This window comes from Brevundimonas sp. Root1279, from assembly GCF_001425945.1.
Taxonomy (GTDB): domain Bacteria; phylum Pseudomonadota; class Alphaproteobacteria; order Caulobacterales; family Caulobacteraceae; genus Brevundimonas.
This window is the reverse complement of the sequence record NZ_LMEB01000011.1, coordinates 1-16,667: the sequence shown is the minus strand read 5'-3', so window position 1 is coordinate 16,667 and position 16,667 is coordinate 1. Positions and strand designations below refer to the sequence as shown.

Here is a 16,667-nt window from a genome sequence, read left to right as displayed (position 1 = left end):
GCCCTGGTCAACAAGCTGATGACGCTTCTGAACGCCATCCTCCGCGACCAGACCGAATGGAGAGCAGCCACGACCTGACAAACACAGTTGCTCATCCGTCGGCCTTCGGCCGCCACCTTCTCCCGCAAGGGGAGAAGGACGTTAAACGCCGACTTTCTTCAGGATGGGCCTGAGGTTGACCTCCGCCGCGCGGAAATCCTTCCACGGGTCGGGCTTCTTCAGCAGGGCGGCGGCGTCGTGGAGGGTGTAGGCGCGGGGGTCGAGGCCGGGCTTCACCTGGCTCCAGCTGAGCGGGAAGGCGACGCCGGCGCCGGGCCGCGCGCGGGGCGACCAGGGGGCGACGGCGGTGGCCATGCGGCCGTTGCGCAGATAGTCGAGGAAGATCTTCCCGCCCCGCGCCTTCTTGGCCAGGGTGGTGGTGAAATGCTCCGGATCGGCGGCGCGGACGCGTTCGGAGACCGCCTTGGCGAAGGCCTTGCACTGGTCCCACTCGACCCGGCTGCGGGCGTCGGCCTTGATCGGCACGACGACGTGCAGCCCCTTGCCGCCGGTGGTCTTGACGAAGGCGGCGAGGCCGAGGCTTTCGAGCTCCTTCTTGACGGTCTTGGCGGCGGCGATGACGTCGGCGAAGGACAGGCCCTCGTCGGGGTCGAGGTCGAAGGTGACCTGCTCCGGGGTCTCGGGATCGCCGGGCTTGCAGCCCCAGGGGTGCAGCTCCAACCCGCCGGCCTGGCCCAGGGCGACCAGGCCGCCGACGTCGAGCACGCCGACGTAGGGTTTGCGCTCCTTGACGTCGATCAGCTTGAGGCGCGGGTTCGAGCCCGGCATGGCGTGGCGCTGGAAGAATTTCTCGCCCTCGATGCCCTCGGGCGTGCGGATGATCGAGACCGGGCGGTCGGCGATGTGCGGCAGGATCCGGTCGGCGGCCCTCTCGTAGAAGCGGACCAGGTCGCCCTTGGTCAGGGCCGGCTTGCCGTCGACCGCGGGCCACAGGATGCGGTCGGGGTTGGAGATGGTGACGCCGGCGACGACGAGCTTCTGCTTGCCGCCGGCCTTGGGGGCGGACTTGACGGTGATGGTGGATGAGGGGGGCTGTGGGCGTTCGGTGACCTCCGACGCCGCCTTGTCCTGGCGCAGGCCCTTGTAGGCGGCGTGGCGCAGGGTCCCGGACTCCGTGAAGCCGCCGTGCTCCAGTTCTGCGACGAGGATCGGCTTGAGCCAGTGGATGTCCTTGGCCTTGCGTGGGGCGGACTTGCCGACGAAGGGGCTGTTGTCGGCGGCGGCGGCCTTGAGGGCGGGGAGCAGGGTCTTGAGCAGGGCCTCGGAATAGCCGGTGCCGACGCGGCCCAGGTAGCGCAGGCCGTCTTCCTCCATCTCCTCGTCGCGGACGCCGACCAGCAGGGAGCGGAAGCGGCTGCCGCCCTCGGACGACCAGCCGCCGATGACCACCTCGTCGCGGCCGCGGCATTTGGACTTCAGCCAGGTCGAGGACCGGCCCTCGCTGTAGGGGGCGTCGAGCTTCTTGGAGATGACGCCTTCCAGGTCCATGCGGCAGGCGGTCTCGAGGATGGCCTTGCCGGTGGTGGCGAAGTGATCGACGTAGCGGACGCGGCCGCGCGCCTTCTTCGGCATGCGGTCGATATGGGCGGCGAGCCGCGCCTTGCGGTGGGCCAGGGGCAGGCCGCGCAGGTCCTCGGCGCCCTCCGAGAGCAGGTCGAAGGCGAAATAGACCAGGTCGCCGGTCTTGCCGTCGGCGATGGCGGCCTGAAGGGTCGAGAAGTGGGGCAGGTGGTCCTCGGCCAGGGCGCACAGCTCGCCGTCGACGACGCCGTCGGGCCACTGGGCGGCGTCGGCGACCAGCTCGGGGAATTTGTCCGACCAGTCGTGGCCGCGGCGCGTGTAGAGCTTCGCCTTGCCGCCGCCGACAGCCAGCTGGACGCGGTAGCCGTCGAACTTGATCTCATGGGCCCAGCCGGCGCCGGACGGCGGGTGGTCGGCGACCTTGCACAGCTGGATGGGGACGAAGGCCGGCGGCTTGTCGAGCCGGGCCTCGGCGGGGGTGGGCTGGGGCTTGGGCGGGGCCTTGGCCTTGGTGGGCTTCGAGGACGTCCACTGCTTCTTGCCGGCGGCGATCTCGGCGAGGCTGCGGCCCGTGGCGATGGAGGCGTCGATCTCCATGTTGGCGTCGCCTTCGCCGCGGACGGCGAACTCGTCCTTCTCCTTGATGAGCAGCCAGTTGTTGCGCTTGCTCGGCTTGCCGCGGTCAGCGCGCAGGCGGATCAGGGCCCATTTGCCGAGCAGGCGCTCGCCGTGGAGGATCATCTTGATCTGGCCCTTGGCCCAGGCGGCGGCGAGGTCGGCCTCCTGCGGCTCCCAGGTGCCGCGGTCCCACAGCTGGACCGTCCCGGCGCCGTAGTTCCCCGCTGGGATGGTCCCCTCGAAGGTCCCGTAGTCGAGCGGATGGTCCTCGACCTCGACCGCGAGGCGCTTGACCGTGGTGTCGCGCGAGGGGGCCTTGGTCACGGCCCAGGACTTGAGCACGCCGTCCAGCTCGATGCGGAAGTCATAGTGCAGGCGCGTGGCCGCGTGGCGCTGAACCAGATAGGTCAGCGCAGTCGTCTTCGCCCGGCCCTTCTTGCCCTTGGGCTCGGGGGTGTCGGTGAATTTCCGCTTGGCCTTGTAGGTGTCGAGCTCGCCGCGCACGCGCGCCTCCCTGATCGTGGAGGCTGAACGCGCTAGGCGCGGAATCGCTCAGCTTGCGGCGGGGGCCCTACTCCTCCGGCGCGTCTTCGCCCTTCTCGGCCTTGGCGGCGGCGCGCTTTTCGGCCTTGGCGGCGGCCTTTTCGGCGGCCTTCTTGGCGTCGGCCCGCTCGCGTTCCTGACGTTCGAAACTGTAGTTGGGCTTGCGGGCCATGGAGCTGCCTTTCGTTGGGGCGTGATCGTCGCCGGGCATAGCGCCCGACGGGCGGGCGCCGTTCCCCGACAAGGTGGGGCGCCCCGGTCCGTCAGTCCACTGCGATGATTTCGACCGACTGGCCGGCGACCACGGCCTCATCGCCCAGGCGCTTGCCGATCAGGGCGCGGGCGAGGGGCGAAACATGGCTGACCGAGCCGGCGGCGGGGTCGGCCTCGTCTTCGCCGGTGATCCGCCAGGTCTGGGTGCGGCCGTCCTCGCGCTCGATGGTGACGGCGCCGCCGAAGCGGACGCGGCCGTCGGCGGGCATCTCGGTCAGCTGGGCCGAGGCGCGGCGGGCGGACCAGTAGCGCAGGTCGCGGGTGGCGCGGGCCATGGCGGTGCGGTCGGCCTCGATCGAGCCATGGGCCTGAGCGGCGCTGTAGGCGGCGCGGGCGGCGGCCAGGGCGGCCTCGATCGCGGCCAGGCCGGCGGGCGTGACCAGGTTGGGGTGCGGAGAGATGGGACGGTCGGGAAGATCGGCGGCCGTGGCCTCCAGGTCTTCCTCGCGGGTGAAGGCGACGCTCATGGGGGATGAGCGTATGCGCTTTGCACGTGTTCCCTGTCTCGCACTTTCACCGTTCATCCCGGCGGATGCCGGGACCCATATTCGTATGGCGCTAAGGGTGGGCGCAGAGGACCGTGGGTGCACGACTTCGGTCCCAGCCCTGCCATCTGGATCCCGGCATTCGCCGGGATGCACGGAAAAGAGTAGTGGGGCGGGATGAGAGATCCAGTGAAAACAGTCCATGTCATCGGCGCCGGGCCCGCGGGGCTGATGGCGGCCGAGCGGCTGGCGACAGCGGGCGTGAGCGTCGTCGTGCACGAGGCCATGCCGTCGCCGGCGCGGAAGTTCCTGATGGCCGGGCGCGGCGGGCTGAATCTGTCGCATTCGGAGGACATCGCGGCCTTCGCCGGACGCTATGCCGAGGCGCAGGACGCCGTGCAGCCGTGGCTGGAGCGGTATTCGCCGACGCGGCTGATCGGCTGGGCCGAGGGGCTGGGGCAGGAGACCTTCGTCGGCTCGTCGGGGCGGGTGTTCCCGAAGGCCATGAAGGCCTCGCCCCTGCTGCGCGCCTGGCTCGCGCGGCTGGCCGGGCTGGGGGTCGAGCTGCGGGCGCGCTCGCGCTGGACCGGCCGTCGCGACGGCGGCTGGGTGTTCGATACGCCCGAGGGCGAGCGCATCGAGCGGCCAGACGCCGTGGTGCTGGCGCTGGGCGGGGCGAGTTGGCCGCGGCTGGGGTCGGATGGTTCGTGGACGGACGATCTGGCGGCCGCGGGGGTCCAAGTGGCGCCGCTGCGGCCCTCGAACGTCGGCTTCGATGTCGCCTGGTCGCCGGTGCTGGTCGAGAAATTCGCCGGCCAGCCGCTGAAGAACATCGCCCTGAGCCATGGCGGCCGCACGGTGCGCGGCGAGGCCATGCTGACCGCCTATGGGCTCGAGGGCGGAGCGGTCTACGCCCTGTCGGCGTCGCTGCGCGAGGCCATCGCCAGGGACGGCTCGGCGCTGCTGGAAGTCGACCTGCGGCCGGACCTGAGCGTCGAGGCCCTGGCGGCCAAGCTGGCCAAGGGGCGCGGCAAGGACAGCGTATCCAACTGGCTGCGCAAGGCAGCGGGCCTGTCGCCGGCCGCGGTCGGGCTGATGCGCGAGATCCCCGGCCCGATCCCCGAGGGGGCCGACAAGCTGGCCAAGCGGATCAAGGCCGTGCGGGTGACCCTGATCGGCGTGCAGGGACTGGCGCGGGCCATCTCCTCCGCGGGTGGGGTGAAGCTGGACCAGGTCGACGACCGGCTGATGCTCAAGGCCCTGCCCGGCGTCTTCGTCGCCGGCGAGATGCTGGACTGGGAGGCGCCGACCGGCGGCTATCTGCTGCAGGCGTCGTTCGCGTCGGGCGTGGTGGCGGCGGAGGGCGTGCTGGACTGGCTGGGGGAACGAGAGGCATAGCTGCCCCGCTCCCGATGGGAGAGGGCTTGAGCGCCCGAGAGCGCAGCGATCGGCCGCGCGAAAGGGTGAGGGTTGCGGGTCGGCATTCGGCGAAGCCGCGTCGCTGTCCTGAGCGGCGCCTTGCGGCGATGGATGCAGTCGCCCCTCATCCGGCCCTTCGGGCCACCTTCTCCCAATGGGAGAAGGATGCAGCCTTTATCCGTCCGTCCCGATGCTCACCCCCGCGAGGAACAGTTCGAACCGGCGGACATCCTCCGCCAGACGCGCCGGGGTGGTCACGATGTAGGCTTGGTAGAGGGTCTCGCGCGACCCTGATCGGGCGGAGGCGTAGACGCTGAACTCTATGTCGTCGCCGTCGCGCAGCTCGCAGGCCAGGGACGGCCGACCGGCGAGCGCGGGCGTCCGGCTGAACAGCTTCAGCGTCTCCGGAGACATGGGTCGCCACGGCAGGTCTGGGGCCTCCGTGACGGTGCAGCCGTTTAATCGATAGCGGGCCGCCTCGATGCCCATAGGGGGCGATCCGTCGAGAACGTCGCAAACGAGATCGGGCGCGTAGGCGATGGCGGAAAAACCACGAGCTTCGTCGTCTTCGCCTCTCGCCGTGCAGACCGCGAGACCCGCGGGAAAGACCGCCGTGAGGCCGACGGCGGCGTTCCGATAGACGCGCCGACCGTCCGATACCGTCGGGATCTCCATGCCGCACCGGATCTTGTCTTCCGGGCAAGGAACGAAGGTCGCCTTGGCGGTGCGCGTATCGATCCGGACCGCTTGGGCCCCGGGGCGGCCGTTGTCATCGATCGTCGAGACGATCCAGTGATCGCCGAACCGCTTCTCCCGGAACGTCCCGTCCTCGGAGCCGGCCTCCGAGAGTGCACCAGAGGCGATCATTCTAGCTTCGTTCGGGTCGGTGACGGATCGAAGGCGCACCGACCAGTCGAAGACGCTGGGCGGCAGGACCCCGAGCGGGGAGCAAGGCAGCACGTCGCAGCGATTGGCTTCGATAATGAGCGTGGTGGGGAGCGTGAGGGCCGCGCAGGCCAGCGCCAGGACCATCCTTCGCCGCCGTAGAGCGTAGCCAGCCCCCGCGATCGCCGCGAGCGACATCACGGCGGATACGATGCTCAACACCGCCCAGGTATCGAAAGTCGTCCCGCGCGAGACGAGGTACCAGAGATAGTCCGCCCCGATGAGGTTGATCACCGCGATGAAGAGCAACAGGGCGATGAGCACCGCGAGGCCGCCGAAGCCCAGCCACCCCAGAAGCGTCTTCGGCCAGGGTTTGGCGCGACGTAGACGATTGGACGAACCGACCTCCTCCATGGATGGAACGACCCCTGCACAAGCTTGGCGTGAACGGTAACGTCGGCGGGGAGCAGGTCAATCTCGCGCGAAGCGTCCGTCAAAGCCCGGCGGGCGCGCGAGGGCCCTGCCCGCCCGGTTCGCCGGGCGCAATGCTGGACTAGGAGGCCCTGACGTGGACCTGTACGACCGGTTGGCCAGACCTGGATCCCCGCTTTCGCGGGGATGAGCGGAAGAGAAATTACATGCGCACCCTTCGCCTGATCCTCCTCGCCTCCGCCGGCCTGGCGATCTGCACGCCGGTCTTCGCCCAGACCGCCGACCCCGCTCGGCTGAACGAGCACACGCGGGTGCTGGCGTCGGACGAGTTCGAAGGCCGCGGCGTCGCCACGCCGGGCGAGCAGAAGACGGTCGACTATGTGGTCGGACAGTTCCAGGCCCTGGGTCTGGAGCCCGGCGGGCCGGACGGCCAGTGGGTGCAGTCGGCGAAGCTGAGCCGGACGCAGCAGGCGGGGCCGGCGACCATCGTCGCCCAGACCCCTGCGGGCCCGATGGAACTGCGGCGCGGGCCCGACGTGCTCGTGGCCAGCGACCGGCCGGTCGATCGGATCACCGTCACCGACGCGCCGGTGGTGTTCGCCGGCTATGGCGTCGACGCGCCGGAGCGGAACTGGAACGACTTCAAGGGCGTGGACCTGACCGGCAAGATCCTGCTGGTCATCGTCAACGACCCGGATTTCGGCGCGCCCGAGGGGCATCCGGTGACGGGCCGGTTCGACGGCAATGCGATGACCTTCTACGGCCGCTGGACCTACAAATTCCAGGAGGCGGCCAAACAGGGCGCGGCCGGGGTGCTGGTGATCCACGACACCCCCGGCGCCGGCTACGGCTGGAGCGTGCTGGAGGGATCGTCGACGGCGCCCGACTTCGACATCGTGCGCCAGGACTGGGCCGCCGAGCGGGTTCCGGCCCAGGGCTGGATCCAGGGCGAGGTCGCCGAGCGGCTGATCCGGTCCGCCGGGCTCGACTATGGGGCCCTGCGCGAACAGGCGCGGACCGAGGCGTTCCAGCCGGTCGCGCTGCCGGGAGTGACGCTGTCGATCGACTTCGGCCAAACCCACGCCGAGATCGAGAGCCGCAACATCCTGGCTCGCATTCCGGGATCACAGCGGCCCGACGAGACGGTGCTGTACGGGGCCCACTGGGACGCCTACGGCCGCGCCACGCCGGTGGGCGACGACAACATCTATAACGGGGCCGTCGACAACGCGACGGGCGTGGCGGCGATGATCGAGCTGGCGCGGATGTTCAAGGCCGGGCCGCCGCCGGCGCGGTCGGTGGTGTTCGCCGCCTGGACCGCCGAGGAGGCCGGGCTGCTGGGCGCCGAATACTACGCCGCCAATCCGGTCTGGCCGCTCGAGACGACGGTGGCCAACCTCAACATGGACAGCCTGCTGCCCGGCACGGAGGTGTCGCCGCAGATCGTGGTGATGGGCGCCGGCAAGAGTCAGACCGACGCCTGGCTGGAGCGCCGCGCGACCGAGCAGGGCCGGGTGCTGATCCCCGATCCCGCCCCGCAGGCGGGCGGCTTCTACCGCTCGGACCACTTCCCGCTGGCGCGCCGCGGCGTGCCCGCCCTGTTCGCCGCCGCCGGCTTCACCGGCCACAACGCGGCGAGCCGCGACTATGTGCAGAACCGCTATCACAAGCCCTCGGACGAATGGACGCCGGACTGGGTGATGGACGCCGCCGCGGTGGACGTGAACCTGCTCTACGCCGTGGGCCGGGACCTGGCCGACAGCGAAGACTGGCCGGAGTGGAACGCGGGCTCGGAGTTCGAGGCGGCCCGGAAGGCGTCGGCGGGAGCGCGGGAGTAGGCCAGCTGCGCGGCTTGCCGGAGGATGACGAAAGTTTATGGATGGCGCGATGACTGAGATCGACATCCATGGCGTCTGTCCGCCGCGCTTCGCCGCCGTGAAGGACGCCTTCGCCGCCAATTTCACCGACGCGCCCGAGGGGCTGAACGAGCGCGGGGCGCGGTTCAGCGTGGTGATCGACGGCGAGACGGTCATCGACCTGCGGGGCGGCTGGGCCGATGCGGCGCAGACCGTTCCTTACGGCGAGCGGACGCTGACGCCGGTGTTCTCGGCCGGCAAGGCGGTGATGGCCCTGCTGATCGCGACCTGCGTCGAGCGCGGCCTGCTGGACTATGAGGCGACGGTGGCCAGCTACTGGCCCGAGTTCGGCCAGGCCGGGAAGGACGGGATCACCGTCGGCCAGCTGATGAGCCACCAGGCCGGGCTGTCGGGCTTCGCCGAGGCCATCGACCCGACCGACTGGTTCAACCGCGCCGTGGTGCTGGAGAAGCTGTGCGCCCAGGCCCCGCTGTGGGCGCCGGGGACGGCCTCGGGCTACCACCCGATCACCATCGGCTATCTGGCCGGGGAGCTGTTCCGCCGCGTCGACGGTCGGACCATGGGCCATGCCCTGCGCGAGGACTTCCCGGGGCTGGACCTGTGGATCGGCCTGCCCGAGAGCGAGTTCGACCGCGTGGCGACGATGCGCAAGCCGTCGGCGCCGCCGAACCTGGGCGTCATCGATCCGGTCAAGCGCTCGGCCTTCTTCGACCGCGGCTCTTCGCCGGGGCAGCGCGAGTCCGGCGAGTGGCGCAAGGCGGAGATCCCCTCGGCCAATCTGCACGGCACGGCGCTGGATCTCGCGCGCATCCTGCAGGCGGTCGCCGCCGGATCGTTCGAGGGTCGGACGGTGCTGTCGGAGCCTGTGCTGGAGGCGGCGCGGCGCGAGCGCATCCACGGCCAGGACAAGGTGCTGCCCTTCGTCATGGGCTGGGCAGCGGGGTTCACCTGCAACCGCGGGCTGGGGATCTTCGGGCCGCACGACGAGACGGTGGGGCACTGCGGCTGGGGCGGCTCGACCGTGCTGGCGGACCCGGAGGTGCGGCTGTCGGCGGCCTATGTGATGACGCGCCAGTCCTCGCACCTGATCGGCGACCCGCGGGCGCAGCGGCTGGTGGATGCGGTGTATTCGGTGTTTTGATGCTGCTTCTGGGACGTCTGCTCCTCCTCCTGGCCGCGGTCGGGTCGCTGGCTGTGAACTGGGAGTTCGCGACGACGGACAAGGCATGGGTTCTGGCGGGCTCTCCGCCCGAGACCTATCCGGAGTTCGTCTATGTGCTGGCCGGGGCGCCGCTCGCCTTCGCCGCCTTCATCGGAGCCCTCTCCGGACTATGGACCGGCCGACCGGGACGCGGCGGCTCCCGCAAGACCCTCGCCATTCTGCTGATCAGCATTGGCAGTCTGGCGGTGTCGGTCTGGCTCGCTTGCCTGCCCTACCTCGCCGATCCGGCGCCGCCCCGGGACCCGGCCGAACCCGTCAGCCGGCTGAGCCAACTGATCTCGAACGCCCTGTTCATGGGTTCGCCCCTGCTGATGGTGGTTCAGATCCTGCTGATTGGTTGGGTCATAGTGGAATCCCGGCGGTCGAGACCTCCGCGCGCGCTGGCGTGATCTGTTCCTTCTCCCGATGGGAGAAGGTGGCCCGAAGGGCCGGATGAGGGGCGGCCGCGTCAGTCGCCGTGAGGCGCCGCGCAGGACCCAGCCACGGCTGACGCCGACTGCGACACACGACCCTCACCCTTGAGCGCAAGAACGACGGCTGCGCCGCCGTGCGCTCAAGCCCTCTCCCATCGGGAGAGGGATCAGGTCCGCGTTTCCCACCCCGGCGCCGTCATCGCCCCGACGACACCGGCCAATACCGCAGCCCCGGCACACACGAACATCACCACCCGGAAGGCCGCGTGAAAGGCCTCCACCGCGCCCTGTTCCAGGTCCGCGCCGGCCATGACGGCGCCGAGCTGGGCGCGGGCGTCGGGGGCGTCGAGGGCGGCGACGAAGACGACGGAGAGGACGACGCCGAGCAGGGCGACGGCGAGGAGGCCGGCGACGCGGGCGACGGCGTTGTTGACCCCGGAGGCCACGCCGGTGCGCTCGGGATCGACCGCGCCCATGACGGCGGCGGTCAGGGGGCCGACGGCGAGGGTCATGCCGACGGCCAAGACCGTCATGCCCAGAAGCGGGCCTTCGACGTAGTCTGCCGTGCGGGGCATGAAGGCGAGCAGGCCCAGGCCGACGCCGGCGAGGATGGGGCCGAGGCTCAGCGACAGGCGCGCGCCGAAGCGGTCGGCGAGGCGTCCCGCTGCGCCTGAGAACAGGCCCATGACGGCGGCGAAGGGCAGCATGGCGGCGCCGGCCATGGTGGCGCTCCAACCGTTCACGCGGATGAGTTGGAAGGGCAGGAAGAACATGGCGCCGCCGAGGGCGAAATAGAGCAGCAGCGTCAGAAGGTTCACGCCGCTGAACACCCGTGAGCGGAACAGGCCCAGCGGCATCATCGGGTGTTTCTCGCGCGCCTCGGCGACCAGGAAGGCGGCGAACAGGGCGGCGCCGCCGATCAAGCCGGCGAGGATCCACGGGTCGCGCCAGCCGAGGTCCGGACCGGCGGTCAGGGCCCAGGTCAGGGCGCCCAGGGCCACGACGGCGAGGACGGCGCCCAGCCAGTCCAGACCCTCGGCTCCCTCATCGCGGCTCTCGGGCACGGCGCGCAGGGTGACGACGGCGGTGAGGGCGGCGAGCGGGACATTGATCCAGAAGATCAGCCGCCAGTCGGCGTGGTCGGACAGCCAGCCGCCGACCAGCGGGCCGACCATGCCGAACAGGGCCCCCGCCCCGGCCCAGGTCCCGAAGGCCTTGCCGCGCTCCTCGGGCGGGAAGACCGAGCCGATGACGGCCAGCGCGCCGGGGGTCAGCAGGGCGGCGCCCACGCCCTGGACGGCGCGGCCGGCGATGAGCAGCTGCACGGTCGGGGCGAGGGCGCAGGCGATGGAGGCGAGGGTGAAGACGGCCACGCCGATGAGGAAAACCAGTCGCCGCCCGAAGCGGTCGCCCGCGGCTCCACCGGTCAGGACCAGGGCCCCGAGGGTCAGCAGATAGGCGTTGGAGACCCACTGCACGGCGGCCGTCCCGGCTTGAAGGTCGCGCTGGATGGCGGGCAGGGCAACGCCCAGCGCCGAGCCGTCGATGAAGGTCAGGGCCGAGCCGAGCACGGTCGCGGCGAGGACCCAGCGCTTGCGGGCGGCGGACAGCGGCTGGCCGCCGGGCGTAGCGGCGCCGTGGACCTGACCGGCGTCGCAGGGGCCGCGGTGGGCGTGGGTCATGGGAGGAGGCTAGCGCGACAGGCCGCGCTTGTCCCCGGTTCCACGCCCAACCTCCCGCGAAGCGGCAAATTGAGAAGGTTCGTCACGAAGGACACCAAGGAGGCACGAAGAACACGAAGGGGTCTGTGCGAGGGCGCGGTCTCTTCGTGCCCTTTGTGAGCCCTTCGTGGTCTTCGTGACGAACCAGCAGGCCTCGGGATCGAGGCCCGGCTTCGCCGGGGAAGCGCTGACCTAGGTCAGGCCGGCTCGGCGCTTTCCGCCAGGGCCCGGCGTTCGGCGCGGCGGCGGAGGAAGGCGGCGGCGGCGAAGACGGCGGCGCCGGTCCAGATGAAGCCGAAGGAGGCGACGCGCAGGGCCGTCAGGGGCTCGCCGGCCCAGACGCCGACGGCGAACTGGAGGGTGGGCGCCAGGAACTGGATGAAGCCGATGGTCGACAGCGGCAGGCGGCGCGCCGACCAGGCGAACAGGGCCAGGGGGAGGACGGTCGCCGGGCCGTTGGCCAGGGCCCACAGCGCGTGGGTCGGGCTGTCGAGGCCGACGCCGGCGCCGGTGTGCTGCAGCCACAGCACCCAGGCCAGGCCGAAGGGGACCAGCAGCAGGCATTCCACGAACAGCCCGGCCTGGGCGTCGATCGGCACGCGCTTGCGGATGACGCCGTAGCTGGCGAAGCTGAAGGCGAGGATCAGGGAGATCCACGGCGGCCGGCCCAGCGCCAGGGCCTGGAACATCACCCCGACCGCCGCCAGGCCGATGGCCACCCAGCCCCAGCGGTCGATCTTCTCGCGGAACAGCCACAGTCCCACGACCATGTTGAGCAGCGGGTTGATGTAGTAGCCGAGGCTGGCTTCCAGGGTGGCGTGGTGGGTGGTGGCCCAGACGTAGACGCCCCAGTTGATCGCGATCAGGGCTGTCGACAGGGTCAGCCAGCCCAGCGTCCTGGGCGAACTGAACACCGCCCGCACCTGCCCGCCCTGTTTGGCCAGCCAGACCAGCAGACCGGCGACCAGCACCGCCCAGAGGGCGCGATGGGCGAGGATTTCGAGCGCGTCGAAGCCCTGCGCCGCCTGGCCCATGAACAGCAGGGGCATGACGCCCCAGAGCAGGTAGCAGCCGACGGCGGACAGCAGGGCGGGTCGGCCCTGGTCGGGGCCGGTGGCGGTTGTCATGGCGATCTCCTTGCCGGGGGGAGCCGGCAGACAGAAGGATCAGATCAGATGGTCAGGGTGCGGTAGCCGGTGGACGACTTGATCACGCCGGTCTCGTCCAGCAGCTGGGCGATCTGGACGGCGTTGAGGGCCGCGCCCTTGCGCAGGTTGTCCGACACCACCCAGAACGACAGGCCGTTCTCGACCGTGTGGTCCTTGCGGATGCGCGAGACGTAGACGGCGTGCTCGCCCGCGGCGTCGACCGGGGTGATGTAGCCGTCGGCTTCCTGCTTATCGATCACCTGGACGCCCGGGGCGTCGCGCAGGATGGCGCGGGCCTCGTCCGGGCTGATCGGGCGATCGAACTCGACGGTGACCGACTCCGAGTGGCCGACGAAGACCGGCACGCGGACGCAGGTGACCGTCAGCTTGATGGCCGGGTCGATCATCTTGTGGGTCTCGTCCCACATCTTGGCTTCCTCGTCGGTGTAGCCGTCGTCGCGGAACGAGCCGATGAAGGGGATGACGTTGAAGGCGATCTGCTTGGGGAATTTCTTCGGCGTGGCGTCGCCCAGGCCGTAGATGGCCTTGGTCTGGTTCCACAGCTCGTCCATGCCCGCCTTGCCGGCGCCCGAGACCGATTGATAGGTCGAGACGACGACCCGCTTGGCCTTGGCGGCGTCATGCAGCGGCTTGAGGGCGACAACCAGCTGGGCGGTCGAGCAGTTGGGGTTGGCGACGATGTTCTTCTTGGTCGCCAGCTTGATGGCGTCCGGGTTCACCTCGGGCACGATCAGCGGCACGTCCGGGTCCATGCGGAAGGCGGACGAGTTGTCGATGACGATGGGGCCGGCCTTGCCGATCTTCTCGGACCAGGCGCGCGAGGCGTCGCCGCCGGCGCTCATCAGCACCAGGTCGACGGACGAGAAGTCGAACTCCTCGATGTCCTTGCACTTGATGATCTTGTCGCCCCAGGAGACTTCGACGCCCTTGGATTTTCGCGAGGCGATCGCGTGCATCTCGTCGACGGGGAAGTTCACTTCCTCGAGGATGTTCAGCATTTCCCGGCCGACGTTGCCGGTGGCGCCAACGATGGCGACGCGATAGCCCATGTTAGTAGTCCTTCGGACGCCCTACGCTCGCGACGCGGTCGCTCGCTGCTTGAGGGCGGGGGGTTTGGGGAGGTGACGCCCGGCCTATCCGAGCAATGCGAACTCTATGTGGCCCTTCGCAGCCGCGAAGCAATCGCTTTTCAGAGGTCTCGCGCCCCGCTAAGCCCGAGAACGATGGGATCACGCATTCGCGCCGCTTATGACAAGCGCCTGGCCGACGGCCGGCTGACGCCCGATGCGTCGCAGGTTCCGGTGGTCGAGGCCTTCGGCCGCCTGGAGCTGGACCTCGAAAAGAAGGCGCCGTTCTTCGGAAAGCCGCCCGTAGTGAAGGGTGTCTACCTGTGGGGTCCGCCGGGGCGCGGCAAGTCGATCCTGATGGACCTGTTCTTCGCCTGCGCGCCCGAGCCGCGGAAGACCCGGGCCCATTTCCACGCCTTCATGGCCCGGGTGCACGAGCTGATCGGCCAGTGGCGCAAGGGCGATACGAAGACCCGCAAGGCCATCTTCGGCCAGTCCAAGGGCGACGACCCGATCCAGCCGGTGGCCGAGCTGATCGCCTCGGAGGCGCGGCTGCTGTGCTTCGACGAGCTGCAGGTCACCGACATCGCGGACGCCATGATCCTGGGTCGGCTGTTCGAGGCCCTGTTCGAGCAGCGGGTGGTGCTGGCGGTGACGTCGAACCGGGCGCCCGACCAGCTCTATCTGAACGGCATCAACCGCCAGCTCTTCGAACCCTTCATCGACATGCTCGAAGACGCCTGCGAGGTGGTCTCGGTGCAGGGGTCGCGCGATTGGCGGCTGGACCGGCTGATGGGCGACAAGGTCTGGTTCGCCCCGAACGGCGAAACCGAACGGGCGGCGTTCGAGGCGCTGTGGGAGGACCTCAAGGGCGAGCAGTCGGAGTGTCCGGCGCACCTGCAGGTGCTGGGCCGCGACGTGGTCATCGCGCGAACCGACGGCGGCCTGGCGCGGGCGACCTTCGCCGAACTGTGCGCCGCCGCCTTGGGGCCGCAGGACTATCTGGCCATCGCCGAGCGCTTCCACACCCTGTTCATCGAGGACGTGCCGATCCTCGGCCCCGCCAACCACCACGAGGCGCGCCGCTTCGTGACCCTGATCGACGCCCTGTACGAAGAGGGCACGCGGCTGGTGGCGCTGGCCGCCGCCCCGCCCGAGGCGCTGTACACGCAAGGGGTCGGGGCCTTCGAGTTCGAACGCACCGTGTCGCGGCTCAATGAGATGGCCGGCGCGGAATGGCTGGCGCGCGAGCGCGCGGCCTGACAGGCTGCGCCACAATTCCGCTCCGGGCCTCGGTCTGGATGACGGTCGCACTGGAGAGAACCCGCATGCGTCGCCTGCCCGCCCTGATCGCCGCCGCCGCCCTGTCCGGGGTCCTGTCGTCAGTCATCGCCGCCCCGGCCCTGGCGCAGACGCCCCCGGCCGCCGCCGCGCCGGCCCCGAAGGGGGTGACGGTCGCCGAGGTGCGGACCTGGCTGACCGGCCTCGGCGGCACGGTGTCCGAGCCGGTGACCACGGGCAACGTCCAGATGATGCAGATCGCCGACCAGCCCCTGCCCTGGAGCCTGAGCTTCTACGCCTGCGGCGCCGCCCTGTGCGACGATCTCCAGTACATGGCCGTCTTCACCGGGCCGATCACCGAGAGCCAGGTCAACGACTGGAACCGCAACAGCCGGTTCCTGAAGGCGGTGTACGTCGCCCCGTCGACGCCGGGCGCCGACGCCACCATCCTGGCCCAGTACGACGTGCTGCTGACCGCCAACGGCGTGGAGCAGCTGCAAGAGCCGACCTACGCCTGGCTGCAGCTGCTGCGCACCTTCGCCCAGACCCTGGCCGGTCCGGCCGCGGCGGCTCCCCCGGCGCAGTAAGGCGGGCGGACGGCGGGGGCCGGCGTGGTCGGATATCTGCTGCTGGCGCTGACGGCCGCGCTGTCCGTCGCAGCCTATCGGCTGTGGTCGAGGATCTTCGACGCCTCGTTCGCCAAGCGGGAGGAGCGGGCGGTCGAGTATGCGGACGCCTTCAATCCCGACATCCTGTTTGTGATCGATGCGTTCCCGAGGCGGATCCGGCGGGTTCTGCACCCGCTCGCGCTGTGGCTGATCGCCCTCCTCCCGGGCACAGTGCATTTCCTGTTCGTCTATCTCGCCGTCAGCGGCCTTGAGACCAGCGATGCGGACCTGCCTGTGGCCTATCCGGCCACTCTGGCGCTTTGGCTCGCGGCCCTGGGACTTCCGGCCGCGGCGGGTGCGTCCAACCGGACGGCCGTGCGGGTCAAGGCGATGACGGAGGGGGCCGAGCCGTCTCCTCGCTAGGCGCCCGGGCGGATGGGCGACGGCGCTGACGGCAAAAGGCCGCGAAGCGACGCGGCCTCCAGGCCCTTCGGGGAACCGCTTCCACCGAAGCGGAGCGGCTCGCAAAGCGAAAACTACGCCAGCCAGTCGTGCCCGTCGCGGACGGGGACCAAGCCGTCGTGGTCGAGCGTCGACGTCCAGGCGTCGTGGTGGCCCATGCGGGCCTCCAAGCCCAGGAACAGCCTGTCGGTCAGGCCCAGCGGCAGGTCGTCGAAGCCGTCGAGGACCTTGTCGGCGCCGTGGCCCGGCAGGACCTGAGGGCCGTCGTCGCTGAGCGCCGGCAGGACGAAAGCATCCCCGTCCTTGGCGGCGGCGTCCGCGCTCAGCAGAGGGCTGACCTCCGGACCGCCCTTGCCCTCGGCCTCGCCGATCGAGGCCGCCACCGGCGGATAGCTCAGCGTGCGCACGGCGTTGTTCGACCAGCGGATCACCTCGATGGAGGTGACGAAGGTCGAGCCGTCGCGGCCGGCGACCTTGTCGACGATGCGGTAGCCTGCGCCCTCGACGGTGACCGTGTAGTCCGCCGCAAGGCCACGCATCTGGATCTCGTCCTTGCCGAGCCCGCCGTTGATCGTGTCGCTGCCGCCGCGGCCGCGCAGGATGTCGTTGCC

The 16,667-nt window shown here is 70.3% G+C and carries 15 protein-coding genes; 7 read left to right on the top strand and 8 right to left on the bottom strand.

All coding sequences use genetic code 11. The annotated features are described in order from the left end of the window. Window positions 1-141: 141 nt before the first annotated feature. The 3 genes from ligD to greA all read right to left on the bottom strand — a co-directional run bounded on the left by ligD (window position 142) and on the right by greA (window position 3,482). Window positions 142-2,703 (bottom strand): DNA ligase D, encoded by a 2,562-nt coding sequence (ligD, locus tag ASC65_RS16630; protein WP_056455796.1) that lies wholly within the window; start codon window positions 2,701-2,703, stop codon window positions 142-144. 67 nt (window positions 2,704-2,770) lie between these two features. Beyond that, window positions 2,771-2,914: a hypothetical protein gene (locus ASC65_RS17510; protein WP_200939866.1), complete on the bottom strand. Its 144-nt coding sequence runs from the start codon at window positions 2,912-2,914 to the stop codon at window positions 2,771-2,773. 91 nt (window positions 2,915-3,005) lie between these two features. Then, window positions 3,006-3,482, bottom strand: coding sequence for a transcription elongation factor GreA (gene greA, locus ASC65_RS16625; RefSeq protein ID WP_056455789.1), 477 nt, complete (start codon window positions 3,480-3,482; stop codon window positions 3,006-3,008). Window positions 3,483-3,677: 195 nt separating this feature from the next. On the opposite strand from greA, the gene ASC65_RS16620 reads away from it, so the two are divergent. Next, on the top strand, window positions 3,678-4,898 hold the full coding sequence (locus tag ASC65_RS16620) for an NAD(P)/FAD-dependent oxidoreductase (RefSeq protein ID WP_056455788.1): 1,221 nt from the start codon (window positions 3,678-3,680) through the stop codon (window positions 4,896-4,898). A 195-nt stretch (window positions 4,899-5,093) separates the two neighbouring features. Here ASC65_RS16620 and ASC65_RS16615 read toward each other — a convergent pair whose 3' ends face one another. After that, on the bottom strand, window positions 5,094-6,218 hold the full coding sequence (locus ASC65_RS16615; RefSeq protein WP_056455780.1) for a hypothetical protein: 1,125 nt from the start codon (window positions 6,216-6,218) through the stop codon (window positions 5,094-5,096). A gap of 224 nt (window positions 6,219-6,442) precedes the next feature. On the opposite strand from ASC65_RS16615, the gene ASC65_RS16610 reads away from it, so the two are divergent. From ASC65_RS16610 to ASC65_RS16600, 3 genes are read left to right on the top strand one after another with little or no spacing between them, the layout of a single operon-like run. After that, complete coding sequence (locus tag ASC65_RS16610) at window positions 6,443-8,074, top strand: M20/M25/M40 family metallo-hydrolase (RefSeq protein ID WP_056455774.1); 1,632 nt, start codon at window positions 6,443-6,445, stop codon at window positions 8,072-8,074. Between the two features lie 49 nt (window positions 8,075-8,123). Continuing rightward, a complete protein-coding gene (locus ASC65_RS16605) occupies window positions 8,124-9,254 on the top strand; it encodes a serine hydrolase domain-containing protein (RefSeq protein ID WP_056455802.1) in 1,131 nt (376 codons plus the stop codon). Beyond that, window positions 9,254-9,724 (top strand): hypothetical protein, encoded by a 471-nt coding sequence (locus tag ASC65_RS16600; RefSeq protein ID WP_056455773.1) that lies wholly within the window; start codon window positions 9,254-9,256, stop codon window positions 9,722-9,724. The genes ASC65_RS16605 and ASC65_RS16600 overlap by 1 nt, the downstream gene beginning before the upstream one ends. A 191-nt stretch (window positions 9,725-9,915) precedes the next feature. Here ASC65_RS16600 and ASC65_RS16595 read toward each other — a convergent pair whose 3' ends face one another. The 3 genes from ASC65_RS16595 to ASC65_RS16585 form a co-directional block, all read right to left on the bottom strand. Continuing rightward, window positions 9,916-11,430, bottom strand: a complete 1,515-nt coding sequence (locus ASC65_RS16595) for an MFS transporter (RefSeq protein ID WP_082526120.1) — start codon at window positions 11,428-11,430, stop codon at window positions 9,916-9,918. 236 nt (window positions 11,431-11,666) lie between these two features. Further along, a complete protein-coding gene (gene rarD, locus ASC65_RS16590; protein ID WP_056455770.1) occupies window positions 11,667-12,596 on the bottom strand; it encodes an EamA family transporter RarD in 930 nt (309 codons plus the stop codon). A 44-nt stretch (window positions 12,597-12,640) separates the two neighbouring features. Next, complete coding sequence (locus ASC65_RS16585; RefSeq protein WP_056455767.1) at window positions 12,641-13,687, bottom strand: aspartate-semialdehyde dehydrogenase; 1,047 nt, start codon at window positions 13,685-13,687, stop codon at window positions 12,641-12,643. Window positions 13,688-13,861: 174 nt separating this feature from the next. Here ASC65_RS16585 and zapE point away from each other — a divergent pair, with 174 nt between their 5' ends. From zapE to ASC65_RS16570, 3 genes are all read left to right on the top strand, one after another. After that, window positions 13,862-14,968: a cell division protein ZapE gene (gene zapE, locus ASC65_RS16580; RefSeq protein ID WP_056455764.1), complete on the top strand. Its 1,107-nt coding sequence runs from the start codon at window positions 13,862-13,864 to the stop codon at window positions 14,966-14,968. Window positions 14,969-15,033: 65 nt separating this feature from the next. Beyond that, entirely contained in the window at window positions 15,034-15,573 is a 540-nt protein-coding gene (locus tag ASC65_RS16575; RefSeq protein ID WP_056455761.1) for a YbjN domain-containing protein, read from the top strand. 24 nt (window positions 15,574-15,597) lie between these two features. Next, a complete protein-coding gene (locus tag ASC65_RS16570; RefSeq protein WP_056455760.1) occupies window positions 15,598-16,017 on the top strand; it encodes a hypothetical protein in 420 nt (139 codons plus the stop codon). Between the two features lie 113 nt (window positions 16,018-16,130). On the opposite strand, the gene ASC65_RS17410 is transcribed toward ASC65_RS16570, so the two are convergent. Continuing rightward, on the bottom strand, window positions 16,131-16,667 hold a 537-nt coding region (locus tag ASC65_RS17410; protein WP_200939865.1), incomplete at its 5' end, for a hypothetical protein.